At 73.4% G+C, this 14,445-nt stretch carries 14 protein-coding genes; 12 read left to right on the top strand and 2 right to left on the bottom strand.

The window, feature by feature from the left end:
* Positions 1 to 108: 108 nt before the first annotated feature.
* Genes rplM through glmM form a run of 3 tightly spaced genes read left to right on the top strand, consistent with a single transcriptional unit; the run spans position 109 to position 2,464 of the window.
* Positions 109 to 555 (top strand): 50S ribosomal protein L13, encoded by a 447-nt coding sequence (gene rplM, locus K0V08_RS08810; protein WP_012039269.1) that lies wholly within the window; start codon positions 109 to 111, stop codon positions 553 to 555.
* Between the two features lie 50 nt (positions 556 to 605).
* Positions 606 to 1,091 (top strand): 30S ribosomal protein S9, encoded by a 486-nt coding sequence (rpsI, locus tag K0V08_RS08805; protein ID WP_012039268.1) that lies wholly within the window; start codon positions 606 to 608, stop codon positions 1,089 to 1,091.
* 23 nt (positions 1,092 to 1,114) lie between these two features.
* On the top strand, positions 1,115 to 2,464 hold the full coding sequence (gene glmM / locus K0V08_RS08800) for a phosphoglucosamine mutase (protein ID WP_079534246.1): 1,350 nt from the start codon (positions 1,115 to 1,117) through the stop codon (positions 2,462 to 2,464).
* 33 nt (positions 2,465 to 2,497) lie between these two features.
* Here glmM and coaA read toward each other — a convergent pair whose 3' ends face one another.
* On the bottom strand, positions 2,498 to 3,457 hold the full coding sequence (coaA, locus tag K0V08_RS08795) for a type I pantothenate kinase (protein ID WP_012039266.1): 960 nt from the start codon (positions 3,455 to 3,457) through the stop codon (positions 2,498 to 2,500).
* A 148-nt stretch (positions 3,458 to 3,605) separates the two neighbouring features.
* Between coaA and glmS the strand changes: the two genes are divergently transcribed.
* From glmS to K0V08_RS08760, 7 genes are all read left to right on the top strand, one after another.
* Complete coding sequence (gene glmS / locus K0V08_RS08790; protein ID WP_012039265.1) at positions 3,606 to 5,456, top strand: glutamine--fructose-6-phosphate transaminase (isomerizing); 1,851 nt, start codon at positions 3,606 to 3,608, stop codon at positions 5,454 to 5,456.
* A 10-nt stretch (positions 5,457 to 5,466) separates the two neighbouring features.
* Complete coding sequence (locus tag K0V08_RS08785; protein ID WP_079534247.1) at positions 5,467 to 5,826, top strand: holo-ACP synthase; 360 nt, start codon at positions 5,467 to 5,469, stop codon at positions 5,824 to 5,826.
* Positions 5,823 to 6,980 (top strand): alanine racemase, encoded by a 1,158-nt coding sequence (gene alr / locus K0V08_RS08780; protein WP_079534248.1) that lies wholly within the window; start codon positions 5,823 to 5,825, stop codon positions 6,978 to 6,980. The genes K0V08_RS08785 and alr (K0V08_RS08780) overlap by 4 nt, the downstream gene beginning before the upstream one ends.
* Positions 6,977 to 8,677 (top strand): alanine racemase, encoded by a 1,701-nt coding sequence (gene alr, locus K0V08_RS08775; protein ID WP_079534249.1) that lies wholly within the window; start codon positions 6,977 to 6,979, stop codon positions 8,675 to 8,677. The genes alr (K0V08_RS08780) and alr (K0V08_RS08775) overlap by 4 nt, the downstream gene beginning before the upstream one ends.
* Positions 8,678 to 8,686: 9 nt before the next feature.
* On the top strand, positions 8,687 to 9,304 hold the full coding sequence (gene tsaB, locus K0V08_RS08770; protein ID WP_079534250.1) for a tRNA (adenosine(37)-N6)-threonylcarbamoyltransferase complex dimerization subunit type 1 TsaB: 618 nt from the start codon (positions 8,687 to 8,689) through the stop codon (positions 9,302 to 9,304).
* A complete protein-coding gene (gene tsaD, locus K0V08_RS08765) occupies positions 9,301 to 10,920 on the top strand; it encodes a tRNA (adenosine(37)-N6)-threonylcarbamoyltransferase complex transferase subunit TsaD (RefSeq protein ID WP_079534251.1) in 1,620 nt (539 codons plus the stop codon). The genes tsaB and tsaD overlap by 4 nt, the downstream gene beginning before the upstream one ends.
* A 104-nt stretch (positions 10,921 to 11,024) precedes the next feature.
* Positions 11,025 to 11,450 (top strand): hypothetical protein, encoded by a 426-nt coding sequence (locus tag K0V08_RS08760; protein WP_012039259.1) that lies wholly within the window; start codon positions 11,025 to 11,027, stop codon positions 11,448 to 11,450.
* 85 nt (positions 11,451 to 11,535) lie between these two features.
* Here K0V08_RS08760 and K0V08_RS08755 read toward each other — a convergent pair whose 3' ends face one another.
* Positions 11,536 to 12,738, bottom strand: a complete 1,203-nt coding sequence (locus K0V08_RS08755) for a class I SAM-dependent methyltransferase (RefSeq protein WP_079534252.1) — start codon at positions 12,736 to 12,738, stop codon at positions 11,536 to 11,538.
* 144 nt (positions 12,739 to 12,882) lie between these two features.
* On the opposite strand from K0V08_RS08755, the gene groES reads away from it, so the two are divergent.
* Both groES and rarD read left to right on the top strand, forming a co-directional pair.
* Positions 12,883 to 13,179, top strand: a complete 297-nt coding sequence (groES, locus tag K0V08_RS08750; protein ID WP_012039257.1) for a co-chaperone GroES — start codon at positions 12,883 to 12,885, stop codon at positions 13,177 to 13,179.
* 160 nt (positions 13,180 to 13,339) lie between these two features.
* A complete protein-coding gene (gene rarD, locus K0V08_RS08745) occupies positions 13,340 to 14,293 on the top strand; it encodes an EamA family transporter RarD (protein WP_012039256.1) in 954 nt (317 codons plus the stop codon).
* The last annotated feature ends 152 nt before the right edge of the window (positions 14,294 to 14,445 follow it).

The raw sequence follows: 14,445 nt of genomic DNA, 5'->3' as shown, positions 1-14,445 counted from the left end.
CGTGCGGCGACGTACAGGGTTGAGCCCTCCACCGGATGCGTTCTCGTCAGAACGCCCACGGAGCGGGATCCACGACCATCTCACCTCGAAAAGAAGGCAGTCAGATCAATGACGCGCACCTATTCCCCCAAGGCCAGTGAGGTCCAGCACGACTGGGTCGTCATCGACGCCACGGACATCGTCCTCGGCCGTCTCGCCAGCCACGCCGCCGCGCTCCTGCGCGGCAAGCACAAGGCCACGTTCGCCCCCCACATGGACATGGGCGACTTCGTGATCATCGTCAACGCCGAGAAGGTGGCGCTCACGGGCCAGAAGCTCGAGAAGAAGCTGGCCTACCGCCACTCCGGCTACCCGGGCGGCCTCACGGCCACCACCTACGTCGAGATGCTCGAGAAGCACCCCACGCGCGCGGTCGAGAAGGCCATCCGCGGCATGCTGCCGAAGAACTCGCTGGGTGCGGCGCAGCTGAAGAAGCTCAAGGTCTACGCGGGCCCCGAGCACCCCCACGCTGCTCAGCAGCCCACCCCGTACACCCTCGGCCAGGTCGCTCAGTAGCTCCGGCTGCCGACAGCGACGACCAAAGACCTCAGAAGGAATCGAACCCAGTGGCTCAGATCTCAGACTCCCTCGACGTGGCTCCCGAGAGCTTCTCGACCGAGACCCCGAACGAGGAGGCCCCCAAGGCCCCCCGCGCGGTCCTCAACGTGTCCGGCGGCGCCGTCGGACGACGCAAGCAGGCCATCGCCCGCGTGCGCCTCGTCCCCGGCTCCGGCTCGATCACGGTCAACGGCCGTGAGTTCGCGGACTACTTCCCCAACAAGCTGCACCAGCAGCTCGTGAACGACCCGTTCAAGGTGCTCGACCTCCTCGGCAGCTACGACGTCGTCGCGCGCATCTCCGGCGGCGGCCCCTCCGGCCAGGCCGGCGCCCTGCGCCTCGGCATCGCCCGCGCCCTCAACGAGATCGACGAGGAGAACAACCGCGCCGTGCTGAAGAAGAACGGCTTCCTCAGCCGCGACGCGCGCGTCAAGGAGCGCAAGAAGGCCGGACTCAAGAAGGCCCGCAAGGCGCCCCAGTTCTCGAAGCGCTAAGGCGCTCGGGGACTCCGGCACTCATGCCCCGGCTCTTCGGCACGGACGGCGTCCGCGGACTCGCCAACGGCGAGACCATCACCGCGGACCTCGCCCTGCGCCTGGCCCAGGCCGCCGCGCACGTGCTCGGCCAGGACGCCCGGGATGCCGGGCGACGACCCGTCGCGGTCGTCGCCCGGGATCCCCGGGTGTCCGGCGAGTTCATCGCGGCGGCCGTGGCCGCCGGCCTCGCGAGCTCCGGCGTCGACGTGTTCGACGCCGGGGTCATCCCGACGCCGGCCACGGCCTACCTCATCGCGGACTTCGATGCCGACTTCGGCGTCATGATCTCCGCGTCGCACAACCCCGCTCCCGACAACGGGATCAAGTTCTTCGCCGCAGGCGGACGGAAGCTCGCCGACGAGCTCGAGGACCGCATCGAGGCGCAGCTGAGCCAGCCCGTCCTGCTCCCCACGGGAGCCGACGTCGGCCGCATCCGCCGCTTCGCGGACGCCGAGGACCGCTACGTCCTGCACCTGCTCGGCACGCTGCAGCACCGGCTCGACGGGATCCACGTGGTCCTCGACTGCGCGCACGGCGCCGCCGCCGGGATCAGCCCCGAGGTCTTCACGGACGCGGGCGCCCGGGTCACCGTCATCGGCAACGACCCCGACGGCATGAACATCAACGACCGGGTCGGGTCCACGCACCTCGACCTGCTGGCCGAGGCGGTCCTCGCGCACGGCGCCGACGTCGGCATCGCGCACGACGGCGACGCCGACCGCTGCCTCGCGGTCGACCACACGGGCGCCATCATCGACGGCGACCAGATCATGGCCGTCCTCGCGCTCTCGATGGCCCGTCGCGGCCTGCTCGCGGAGCGCACGCTCGTCGCGACCGTCATGAGCAACCTCGGCCTCCGCATCGCGATGGCCGAGAACGACATCACCGTGATGCAGACCCGCGTCGGCGACCGCTACGTGCTCGAGGCCATGAACGAGGGCGGCTACTCCCTCGGAGGCGAGCAGTCGGGCCACCTCGTCATCGCGGAGCACGCGACGACCGGCGACGGGATCCTCACGGGGATCCAGCTGCTGGGCGAGATGGCGGCCACGGGCAAGAGCCTGCACGAGCTCGCCTCGGTGATGACCGTCTACCCGCAGGTGATGATCAACGTGCGCGGCGTCGACCGCGATCGCGTGGGCGACGACGCCGAGCTGAACGCGGCCGTCGCGCGCGCGGAGGCCGAGCTCGGCGACACGGGCCGGATCCTCATGCGCGCCTCGGGCACCGAGCCGATGATCCGCGTGATGGTGGAGGCCGCCGATCAGGCGACCGCCGAGCGCCACGCCGAGGAGCTCGCCGCGCTCGTCACTGAGCGCCTCGCCATCTAGCCCCGCCGGAGGCCGGCGTCACCGGGCACGCGGTCAGAGCTTGCGGAGCAGGACGTTCGCGACCGAGTGGTCGGCGTCCTTCCGCAGCACGAGGGTCGCGCGCGACCGGGTCGGGCGGATGTTCTGCTCGAGGTTCGGCTCGTTGATGGCCGACCAGATCCCGCGCGCACGCGCGACGGCCTCGGCCGGGCTGAGCTCCGCGTACCGGTGGAAGTAGGAGCGCGGGTTGCTGAACGCCCCGCGCTGGAGGCTGAGGAACCGCTCCTCGTACCACTGCGCGATGTCGTGGGTGCGGGCGTCGACGTAGATCGAGAAGTCGAAGAGGTCGCTGACGGCGAGCTTCGCGCCGGAGGCCGCCGGCTGGAGCACGTTGAGGCCCTCGATGATGAGGACGTCCGGCTGCCGGACGACCACCTCGGCGCCCGGCACGATGTCGTAGGCGAGGTGCGAGTAGAACGGCGCGCGCACCTCGGGCACGCCGCTCTTGACCTGCGTGACGAAGCGCAGCAGCGCCCGCCGGTCGTACGACTCGGGGAAGCCCTTCCGCTCCATGAGGCCGCGGCGCTGGAGCTCGGCGTTCGGGTGCAGGAAGCCGTCGGTGGTCACGAGCTCGACGCGCGGGGTGTCGTCCCAGCGCGCGAGCATCTCGCGCAGGAGGCGCGCGACGGTCGACTTGCCGACGGCCACGGATCCCGCGACGCCGATGATGAACGGCGTGCTCTTGGCGCGCTCGCCGAGGAAGGCGCTCGTGTCCCGGTGCAGCTTCTTCGTGCCCGTGACGTAGAGGTTGAGCAGGCGGCTGAGCGGGAGGTACACGTCCTCGACCTCGTGCATGTCGAGCCGGTCGCCGATGCCGCGCAGCTGCACCAGCTCGGTCTCCCGCAGCGGGAGGTGCGTGGCGGGCGCGAGGGCCGCCCAGTCGGCACGGGCGATCTCGACGAACGGGGAGACGTTGCCGTGGCTCGTCGGGTGTCCCGTCGCGGTGTCTGGCATGGCGTGTCCATCCTACGGCGGGGTCGGCGGGCGACCGGAGCGCCGGCGGTCGCCCGGCGCCCCTCCCCAGCGGGCTCCTGACCCGGGGCGCGCCGCGATGCCCTGCCGCGCAGGGGAAGCCCGACGCGGGCGGCTAAAGTGGTGCCCCATGTGCGGAATCGTGGGATACGTCGGTGAGTCCAAGAGCCTCGAGGTGCTCCTCGGGGGGCTGCGGAGGCTCGAGTACCGGGGCTACGACTCCGCGGGCGTCGCGGTGCTCGACGAGGACGGCACGCTCGGCGTCCGCAAGCGCGCGGGCAAGCTCGACCGCCTGCTGGAGGACCTCGAGGCGTCGCCGCTGCCGAACGGATCCACCGGCATCGGCCACACCCGCTGGGCCACGCACGGTGGTCCCACCGACCGCAACGCGCACCCGCACCTGGGCGACGACGGCAAGCTCGCCCTCATCCACAACGGGATCATCGAGAACTTCGCGGAGCTCAAGGACGACCTCCTCGCGGACGGCTACACGTTCGAGAGCGACACCGACACCGAGGTCGCCGCCCGCCTCCTCGGCCGCGAATACGGCATCACGCACGACCTCGAGCAGGCGTTCCGCAACACGGTGAGCCGGCTCGAGGGCGCCTTCACGCTCCTCGCCGTGCACCGCGACCAGCCCGGCCTCGTGGTCGGCGCCCGCCGCAACTCGCCGCTCGTCATCGGGCTGGGCGACGGCGAGAACTTCCTCGGATCCGACGTCGCCGCGTTCGTGGAGTTCACGCGCCGCGCGGTCGCCATCGGCCAGGACCAGATGGTCGCCATCCGGCCCGACTCCGTCACCGTCACCGACTTCCACGGCGCGCCCGTGGAGACGCACGAGTTCGAGATCGCCTGGGACGCGTCGGCCAGCGAGAAGGGCGGCTGGTCGAGCTTCATGGCGAAGGAGATCAGCGAGGGCCCGGACGCGGTGGCGAACACGCTCCGCGGCCGCATCGTCGACGGCGTCGTCGTGCTGCCCGACCTCGACGCGATCGGCGAGGTCGACCTCGCCGAGATCTCGCGCATCGTCATCGTCGCGTGCGGCACCGCCGCCTACTCGGGGATCCTCGGCAAGTACGCCATCGAGAAGTGGGCCCGCGTCCCCGTGGAGGTCGAGCTCGCGCACGAGTTCCGCTACCGCGACCCCGTGCTCGACGCGACCACGCTCGTCATCTCCATCAGCCAGTCCGGCGAGACCATGGACACGCTGCTCGCCGTGCGCTACGCCCGCGAGGCCGGGGCGCGCGTGCTCTCCATCTGCAACACGCAGGGCGCCACGATCCCGCGCGAGTCCGAGGCGGTCGTCTACACGCACGCGGGCCCCGAGGTCGCCGTGGCGTCCACGAAGGCGTTCGTCGCGCAGGTCGCCGCGCTGTACCTGTTCGGGCTGCACCTCGCGCGCATCCGCGGCACGCTGTCGGCCGACGAGATCGTCGCCAACACGGAGGAGCTGCTGGCCGTGCCAGAGAAGCTCGCCACCGTCGTGGAGCAGGGCGAGAAGATCAGCCAGCTCGCGAAGTGGATGGCCGACACGCGGGCCGTGCTCTTCCTCGGCCGCAACGTGGGCTTCCCGGTCGCGCTCGAGGGCGCGCTGAAGCTCAAGGAGCTCGCCTACATCCACGCCGAGGGGTTCGCCGCGGGCGAGCTCAAGCACGGGCCCATCGCGCTCATCGAGCCGGGGCAGCCCGTGTTCGTCATCGTGCCGAGCCCCGTGCACCAGCTCGCGCTGCACAAGAAGGTCATCTCCAACATCGAGGAGATCCGCGCGCGCGGCGCCCGCGTCATCGCGATCGCCGAGCAGGGCGACGCGTTCGTCCTGCCGCACGCCGACGAGGTCATCCCGATCCCGCTCGCCGCGCCGCTGTTCGAGCCGCTCCTCGCCGTCACGCCGCTGCAGATCTTCGCGATGGAGCTCGCCGCCGCCAAGGGCCTCGACGTCGACCAGCCGCGCAACCTCGCGAAGTCCGTCACCGTCGAGTGACCGCGGCGGCGTGATCAGGGGCATCGGCGTCGACGTGGTCGACGTGGCGCGGTTCGCCCGGAGCGCCGAGCGCACTCCGGGTCTCGTGCCGCGCCTGTTCGCGCCCGCCGAGCGGTCCCTGCCCGCGCGCTCGCTGGCGGCCCGGTTCGCTGCGAAGGAGGCGCTCATCAAGGCGCTCGGCGGTCCCGGCGGGATCAGCTGGCAGGACATGGAGGTCGTCCGTGACGAGCACGGCGACCCGTCGTTCCGCGTGGCCGGCGTCGTCGCGGAGGTGGCGGCCGCGCGGGGCGTGACGCGGATCCACCTGAGCATGAGCCACGACGCGGGCCTCGCCACCGCGTTCGTGGTCACCGAGGGGGACGACCTGTGACCGACGAGGCGACCCTCCAGGCGCCAGCTGCCCTCCGGCGGGAGGCGCGCATCGACACCGGCGCGATCTCGGCGAACGTCCGCGCGCTGCGGGCCGCCACGGGTGCGCCGCTCGTGATGGCCGTGGTGAAGGCCGACGGCTACGGGCACGGTGCCGTCGCATCGGCGCGCGCCGCGCTCGCGGGCGGGGCCGACCGGCTCGGCGTCGTCGACGTCCGCGAGGCGCTCGCGCTGCGGGCGGCCGGGATCGACGCGCCCGTCCTCACGTGGATGCACGCGCCCGGCGCCGACTTCGCGACCGCCATCGAGGCCGACGTCGACCTCGGGCTCAACAGCCTGCGCCAGGTGCGCGAGGTGGCGGAGGCCGCGCGTCGCGTCGGCCGCACGGCCGAGGTGCACCTCAAGGTCGACACCGGCCTCGGCCGCAACGGCGTGACGCCGGCGGAGTGGCCGGGCGTCGTCGCCGAGGTCCAGGCGCTCGTCGCGGAGGGCCGGATCCACCTCGGCGGCGTCTTCAGCCACCTCGCGAACGCGGGGCGGGAGGAGGACCGGGCGCAGGTCCGCGCGTTCCACCGGGCGGTCGACGTGGTGAGGGCCGCGGGGCTGGAGCCCGGGATCCGCCACCTCGCCGCCACCGCGGGTGCCCTGCGCGTGCCCGAGGCCCGCCTCGACATGGTGCGCCTCGGCATCGGGATCTACGGCATCTCGCCGCTCGACGGCGTCACGTCCGCCGACCTGGGCCTCGTGCCCGCCATGACCCTCGTCGGCAGCGTCGTCGCGGTCAAGCGCGTGCCCGCCGACACGGGCGTCTCCTACGGCTACACGTACCGCACCAGCAGCGCCACGACCCTCGCGCTCGTCTCGCTCGGGTTCGCCGACGGGGTGCCGCGGCTCGCGAGCAACCGCGCGCCCGTCGCGATCCACGGCGCGCGCTTCCGCGTGAGCGGCCGGATCGCCATGGACCAGTTCGTGGTCGACGTGGGCGACGGCGTCGTCGACGGGATCCCGGTGGCGGTGGGCGACGACGCCGTGCTGTTCGGGGATCCCGCGACGGGGGCGCCCTCGGTGGAGGAGTGGGCCAAGGCGACCGGCACCATCGGCTACGAGATCGTGGCGCGCGTCGCCGGCCGCGTGACCCGGAGGTTCGGCGCATGACCGAGCACGCGTCCGCCCCCGCCGGACCCGTCGCGCCCGGCCGCCGCGCCGTCGTCGACCTCGACGCGATCCGCCACAACGTCCGCACGCTCGCGGCGCTCGCCGCCCCGGCGCGCACGATGGTCGCCGTGAAGGCCGACGCCTACGGGCACGGCGCGCTCCAGGTCGCGCGCGCCGCCCTCGAGGCCGGCGCCGAGAGCCTCGCCGTGCTCGACGTCGCGTCGGCGGTCGAGCTCCGCCGGTCGGGCATCACCGCCCGCCTCCTCGCATGGCTGCACGGGGTCGACACCGACTTCCGCGTCGCGGTGGAGAACGGCATCGACCTCGGCGTCTCGGCGCTGTGGGAGCTGGAGCGCATCGCCGCCGCCGGGCGCGCCACGGGGATCCGCGCCCGCGTGCACCTCAAGGCCGACACCGGGCTCAGCCGCAACGGCGCCACCCCCGAGCTGTGGCCGGACCTCGTGCGCGCGGCCGTCGCCGCCGACGCCGCGGGCGAGCTGACCCTGCACGCGCTGTGGTCGCACCTGGCCGACGCCTCGCCCGAGGACGACGACGCCGCGCTCGCCCGCTTCCACGATGCGGTGCGCGTGGCCGAGGAGCTGGGCGCGCGACCCGTGGAGAAGCACCTGGCCGCGAGCTCCGCGGGGATCCGCCTGCCTGCCGCCCGCTTCGACATGGTGCGATTCGGCATCGCGGTCTACGGCATCTCGCCGTTCGACGACCGCTCCGGCCGCGATCTCGGTCTGATCCCCGCCATGACGCTCGAGGCCGACGTCGTCTCCGTCAAGCGCGTCGAGGCCGGGCACGGCGTCTCCTACGGGCTGGATCACCGCACCGCCGGGCCGTCGACGCTCGTGCTCGTGCCGCTCGGCTACGCCGACGGGATCCCGCGCATCGCCGCCCCGCGCGCTTCCGTGCTCCTGAACGGCCGCCGCTTCCCGGTCGCCGGTCGCATCGCCATGGACCAGCTCGTGCTCGACGTCGGCGACCTGCCCGTCGAGGTCGGCGACACCGCCGTGATCCTCGGCCCCGGCGACCGCGGCGAGCCCACCGCCGAGGAGTGGGCCGGCTGGGCCGAGACCATCGGCGACGAGATCGTGACGCGCGTCGGCCCGCGCGTCGACCGCGTGCACCTGCACGAGCACCCCGAGCCCGAGGGCCCGGCCGCCGACGTCCTCTCCGACGAGCTCGTCCCCGTCGCGACCACCGACGGCATGGAGGAGCTCGGCCGCGCCCTCGCGCGCGAGCTGGGCGCGGGTGACCTCGTCGTCCTGTCCGGCCCGCTCGGCGCGGGCAAGACCACGTTCACGCGCGGGCTCGGCGCAGGGCTCGGCGTCCGCGGTCCCGTCACGAGCCCCACCTTCGTGCTCGCGCGCACCCACCCGAGCCTCGTCGACGGCCCGCCGCTCGTGCACGTGGACGCCTACCGCCTGGCCGACGCCCGCGAGCTCGACGACCTCGACATCGACTTCGCGCGCTCCGTCGTGGTGGTCGAGTGGGGCGAGGGCAAGCTCGACGGCGTCGCGGAGGAGTGGTGGGACCTGCGCATCGCGCGGCCCACGGGCGCGGGCGACGCGGATCCGGACGCGGCCGACCGCGCCGACGCGGACCCCGCCGCCGACGCGGATCCCGACGCCGCCCCCGAGGAGCCCCGCACCGTCCGCATCCGGCGGCTCCGCGCGCGCCCCCGCGCCTAGACTCGTCCAGTGCTCCTCGCGATCGACACCTCCGCCGGCACGGGCGTCGCCGTCATCGACCCCGACGGCCGCGTGCTCGCCGAGCGCCAGGAGGCAGACACCATGCGGCACGCCGAGGTCATCGGCACGCTGCTCGACGAGTGCCTCACCGCGTCCGGCATCGAGCGCTGCGACGTCCGCGCCGTCGTCGCGGGCATGGGCCCCGGCCCCTTCACCGGCCTCCGCGTCGGCATCGCCGCGGCCCGCGTGCTCGCGACCGGCCTCGACGTGCGCGTGATCCCCGTGGTCAGCCACGACGCCGTCGCCCACGACCACTACGCGGCGGGCGGCACCGGATCCCTCGTGGTCGTCACCGACGCGCGCCGCCGCGAGCTCTACTGGTCCGTCTACCGCGAGCCCGTCGCCGGCGGCGTCGCCGAGCGCACCGCCGGCCCCGGCCTCAGCAGGCCCGACGACGTGCCCGCGGCCGACCACCGCATCGACGCGGCCGGCGTCCGCGCGGCATCCCTCGCCCAGGTCGCCCGCCGCATGGACGAGCTCGGCCTGCCCTTCGCGGCCGACGAGGCGCTCTACCTCCGCTCGCCCGACGTCACCGTCTCCGCCGGCCCGAAGCGGGTCACGTCGTGAGCGTCCTGTTCCGCGCCGCCGAGGTCGCCGACCTGCCCGCGCTGATGCGCCTCGAGACCAGCACGTTCGTCTCCGACGCCTGGTCGGCCGATGCGATGCGCGGCGAGCTGACCGCCCGCCACGGCTGGTACGTCGTGGCCGTCGACGCGGACGGCGGCGGGATCCTCGGCTACGCGGGCCTCTCCTGCCCCCGCGGCGCGCACGCCGCCGACGTGCAGACCATCGCCGTCGCCGACGGGAGCCGCGGTCGGGGGATCGGGCGCGCCCTCCTGACCCGTCTCGTCGCGGAAGCGCACGTCCGCGGCGCCCGCGAGGTCCTGCTCGAGGTGCGCGCCGACAACCCGGTCGCGCAGGCCCTGTACTCCTCGCTCGGCTTCGAGGCCATCGCCGTGCGCCCGCACTACTACCAGCCGGACGACGTGGACGCCGTCGTGATGCGCGTCGCCCTCGCCGCGACGCCGCCCGAGGTCGCCGAGCCGCGGGACGCGCCCGCCGAGCGCCCCGCATCCGCCGCCTCGGACGCCGAGGCGCACGCCGACGAGACCGCGGGCGCCGACGCCGGCCCCCTCGTCCTCGGCATCGAGACCTCCTGCGACGAGACGGGCATCGGCATCGTCCGCGGGCAGACCCTCCTCGCCAACGTCATCTCCAGCTCCATGGACGAGCACGCGCGCTACGGCGGCGTCGTCCCCGAGGTCGCCGCCCGCGCGCACCTCGAGGCGCTCACCCCCGCCATCGACGCGGCGCTCGCCGAGGCGGGCGTCACCCTCCGCGAGCTCGACGCGATCGCCGTCACCGCGGGTCCCGGCCTCTCCGGCGCGCTCATGGTCGGCGTCGGCGCGGCGAAGGCGCTCGCCGTGGCCCTCGACATCCCGCTGCACGGCGTCAACCACCTCGTCGGACACGTGGGCGCGGATCTCCTCAGCGTCGACGGCGGGCCGGGTGTCCCGCTCGAGACCCCGAGCATCGCGCTGCTCGTCTCCGGCGGACACACCTCGCTCCTCCTCGTGCGCGACCTGGTGGACGACGTCGAGCTCCTCGGCGAGACCATCGACGACGCCGCGGGCGAGGCCTTCGACAAGGTCGCCCGCGTGCTCGGCCTGCCCTACCCCGGCGGCCCGCACATCGACCGGGTCGCGGCCGACGGTGACCCGAAGGCGATCCGCTTCCCCCGCGGCCTCTCCCTCCCGAAGGACATGGAGCGCCACCGCTACGACTTCTCCTTCTCGGGCCTCAAGACGGCGGTCGCCCGCTGGGTCGAGAAGCGGAAGGACGCCGGCGAGCCCGTGCCCGTCGCCGACGTCGCCGCGAGCTTCCGAGAGGCCGTCGTCGACGTGCTCCTCACGAAGGCCGTCGCGGCGTGCGTCGACCACGGGATCCCGCGCCTGCTGCTGGGCGGAGGCGTGGTCGCCAACGCGCGCGTGCGGGAGCTGGCGGCGGAGCGGTGCCGGGCCGCGGGCATCGAGCTGCGGATCCCGCCCCTGTCGCTCTGCACCGACAACGGCGCCATGATCGCGGCCCTCGGTGCGCGCCTCATCGAGTCGGGCCGCGCGCCGTCCGGGCTCGCGTTCGGCGCCGACTCGACGCTGCCGGTCACCGTCGTCCAGGTCGGCTGACCCTCGCGACGCCCCCATTACGGGGACCTTTCGCGGCTATTTCCCGCACGGGAGAATCCGGGGGCGCTCATCACGGTATGTTCCCAGGGACGAAAGGAACGACAATGACCGATCCGCAGAACCCGGACCGCTCCAACGACGGCTTCCCGCCCGCGCCGAGCCAGCCCGCGTACCCGGCCGCTCCCGCCGCCGGCTCCCACTCGCCCTACGCGGCGCCCTACCAGCCCGGCCAGGGCGGTGCGCCGGCCTCGAAGGGGCTCAGCATCACGTCCATGGTCCTCGGCATCGTGTCCGTCGTGACGGTCCTCTTCTGGTTCCTCTCGGTGCCTCTGGGCATCGCCGCGCTCGTGACCGGCATCCTCGGACGCAAGCGGAACGCCGGTGCCAAGGGCTTCTGGCTCACGGGCATCATCACGGGCGTGATCGGGATCATCCTCAGCATCATCCTCGTGGTCATCGCCATCGCGTTCGTCAACACCGTCGTCCAGAACGGCGAGATCGACGGCACCCCGTTCCCGACGGCTCCGTAACGCACCACCCGCACGACACGACGCGGCCGTCCCCTCGGGGGCGGCCGCGTCGTCGCGTCCGGGGCAGGTGCCCCGCGGTGGGGCGTCAGCCCGCGTCGACCCCGTGCCGGTCCGCGAGGATCGCCACCCGCCGCCCGCCGACCCGCGTCGCGATCAGCGTCGCCGACCCGTCGCCCTTCAGCTGCAGACGCGTCCGCAGCCGAGCGGGATCCACGTCGACCCCGCGCTTCTTGATCTCCAGCGTCCCGATGCCGCGCGCCCGCAGCTCGCGCTTCAGCCGCTGCTCGTCGAGCGGCAGCACCTCGCGCACCCGGAAGCCGCGCGCGAACGGCGTCGCCTGCTCGCGCTCGGACGTGATCCACGCGATGCCCTCGCCGACCATGCGCCCGTCGAGCGAGCGCGCGAGGTCGCCGATGAGGCGGGCGCGGATCACGGCGCCGTCCGGCTCGTACAGGTGCGTGCCCAGCTCGCCCAGCTCGGCGTCCTCGCTGTCGGCCTCCGCCGTGAGCTCCGCCTGGGACCCGCCGCTGATCACGAGGGCCGCCCGCCGGATCCCGTCGCGCCGCGTCGGCCCGAACCAGAGGCCCATCTCCACGGCCTGCCCGTCGACCGAGACCCACTGCGCCTCGGCCTCCGAGGGGATGAGGTCGCGATCGAGCCCCGGTCCCAGCTTGATGCCGGCTGCGCGACCCGCGGCGAGCTCGAACGCGGCGGAGAGCGTGGGGGAGTAGGCGTCCGGATCCGAGATGCGGCGGGTCGAGGAGTGCCCGTCCGTGCGCCGGGCGGGATCGAGGTAGACGCCGTCGACGCCGCCCGCGTCGAACGCCTCCGCCGTGCCCTGCACGACCTCGGCCTCGGGGAACGGCGCGAGGTTCCAGCCGGCGACCGCCGCGGTCACCTCGTCGCGCTCGACGGCCGTGACGCGGATCCCGATGGCCGCCATGGCCATCGCGTCCCCGCCGATCCCGCAGCCGAGGTCGGCGACGTGCGCCACGCCCGCCTGCTGGAAGCGCCCCGCGTGCTGCGCGGCGACCGGCAGCCGCGTCGCCTGCTCGAGCCCGGCCTCCGTGAAGAGCATGCGCGCGGCGAACTCCCCGAACTTGCCCACCGCCTTGGCGCGCAGCCGCGACTGCGTGAGGACGGCGGACACGAGCGCCGGGGAGTGCCCCTCGCCGCGCAGCGCGCTCACCATGCGCACCATGTCGTCGCCCGGCGCGGGCGCGGGGAGGGAGTCGAGCAGGCGGAGCCCCTCGAGCGAGAGCACCTCGCGGAGGTCGGTCTGATCCATCCGCCCACCGTACCGGGGCGCCTCTGCACCGATTGGCACTCGCGTTGCGCGAGTGCAAGCGCGGCCCGTAGAATCTCACCTGGCACTCTCCCCGGGAGATTGCCAATCAGTCTTGTCCCTTAGTCACGAAGGAAGAGGTCAACCGTGTCGGTCTCCATCAAGCCGCTCGAGGATCGCATCGTCATCCAGCAGGTCGAAGCCGAGCAGACCACCGCGTCTGGTCTGGTCATCCCCGACACCGCCAAGGAGAAGCCCCAGGAGGGCGAGGTCGTGGCCGTGGGCCCCGGCCGCATCGACGACAACGGCAACCGCGTCCCCCTCGACGTCGCCGTGGGCGACAAGGTCATCTACTCCAAGTACGGCGGAACCGAGGTCAAGTACGACGGCCAGGACCTCCTCGTCCTCTCCGCGCGCGACGTGCTCGCCGTCATCGAGCGCTGACGCTCCGCCCCAGCGACACCGCACCACGCACCACCGCTTCACCCGGGAGCCCGGCCGACACGTTCGGCCGGGCTCTCGTGCGTCCGGGCGTCCCCTCGCGCGCGCCGGCCGTCCCGTCGCCGTGGGCGGCATCCGGCGTCCGCGGCGCTAGCCTCGGGAGGTGACGCGCCCCGCCCCGGAGTCCTCGACCCGCACCGGCCTCCTCGCCGCCGTCGGCGCGTACGGCCTGTGGGGCGTCCTCCCCGTCTTCTTCCTGCTGCTCGTCCCGGCGGGGGCGTTCGAGATCGTCGGCTGGCGGATCCTCTTCTCGCTCGTCGTGTGCGCCGTCGTCATCACGGCCGCCCGGCGCTGGGGGCGGGTGGTCGCCATCGTCCGCCGCCCGCGGATCCTCCTGGGGCTCGGCCTCGCGGGCCACCTGATCCTCGTCAACTGGACCGTGTACGTCTACGGCACGCTCTCCGGCCACGTCGTCGAGACCGCGCTCGGCTACTTCATCAACCCGATCGTCACGGTGCTGCTCGGCGTGCTCCTCCTCCGCGAGCGCCTGCGTCCGCTGCAGTGGACCGCCGTGGGCCTGTCCGCTGTGGCGGTGGCCGTCATCGCCGTCGGGTACGGGCAGCTGCCCTGGGTGTCGCTCGCGCTCGCCGGGTCGTTCGGCCTCTACGGGCTGGTGAAGAAGCGCGTGAGCGGGGGAGCGGACGCGCTCTCCGGCCTCGCGCTCGAGACGGCCTGGCTCGTGCCCGCCGCCACGACGATGCTCGTGATCACGGGCGCGGGCGCCGGGCTCACCATCGGCACGGTGTCGCTCGGGCACACGCTGCTGCTGGTCAGCACGGGCGTCGTCACCGCGGGCCCGCTCCTGCTGTTCGGCTTCGCCGCCGGGCGCCTGCCGCTCTCGGTGATCGGGCTCACGCAGTACCTGGCGCCGCTGCTGCAGTTCGCCTTCGGCGTCTTCGTGATGCACGAGGCCATGCCGCCCGAGCGGTGGGCCGGATTCGCGATCGTGTGGGCGGCGCTCGTGCTGCTCACCGTCGACATGATCCGCGCGTCCCGCCGTCCGCTTTCCGCCGCGAGGGCCGCGCAGACGGTTCCGGCGGTCGTCGACGGCATCTGATTCGGATCCCGTCGCTCATTCCGTGAATGGTAACGATCAGGTCGCGTTACACGACGGAAATGCCGATGCATTGTGTCCGTCTCATCCGCGCCATAGGGTCGCACCAGGCGAGGCGCGCATTCGCGTGCCTCATGCACCACATTCCCGAGCAT

It is taken from the genome of Clavibacter michiganensis (assembly GCF_021216655.1).
GTDB lineage: Bacteria > Actinomycetota > Actinomycetes > Actinomycetales > Microbacteriaceae > Clavibacter > Clavibacter michiganensis.
The sequence above is the reverse complement of the archived record's forward strand: the minus strand, read 5'-3'. Positions and strand labels throughout refer to the sequence as shown.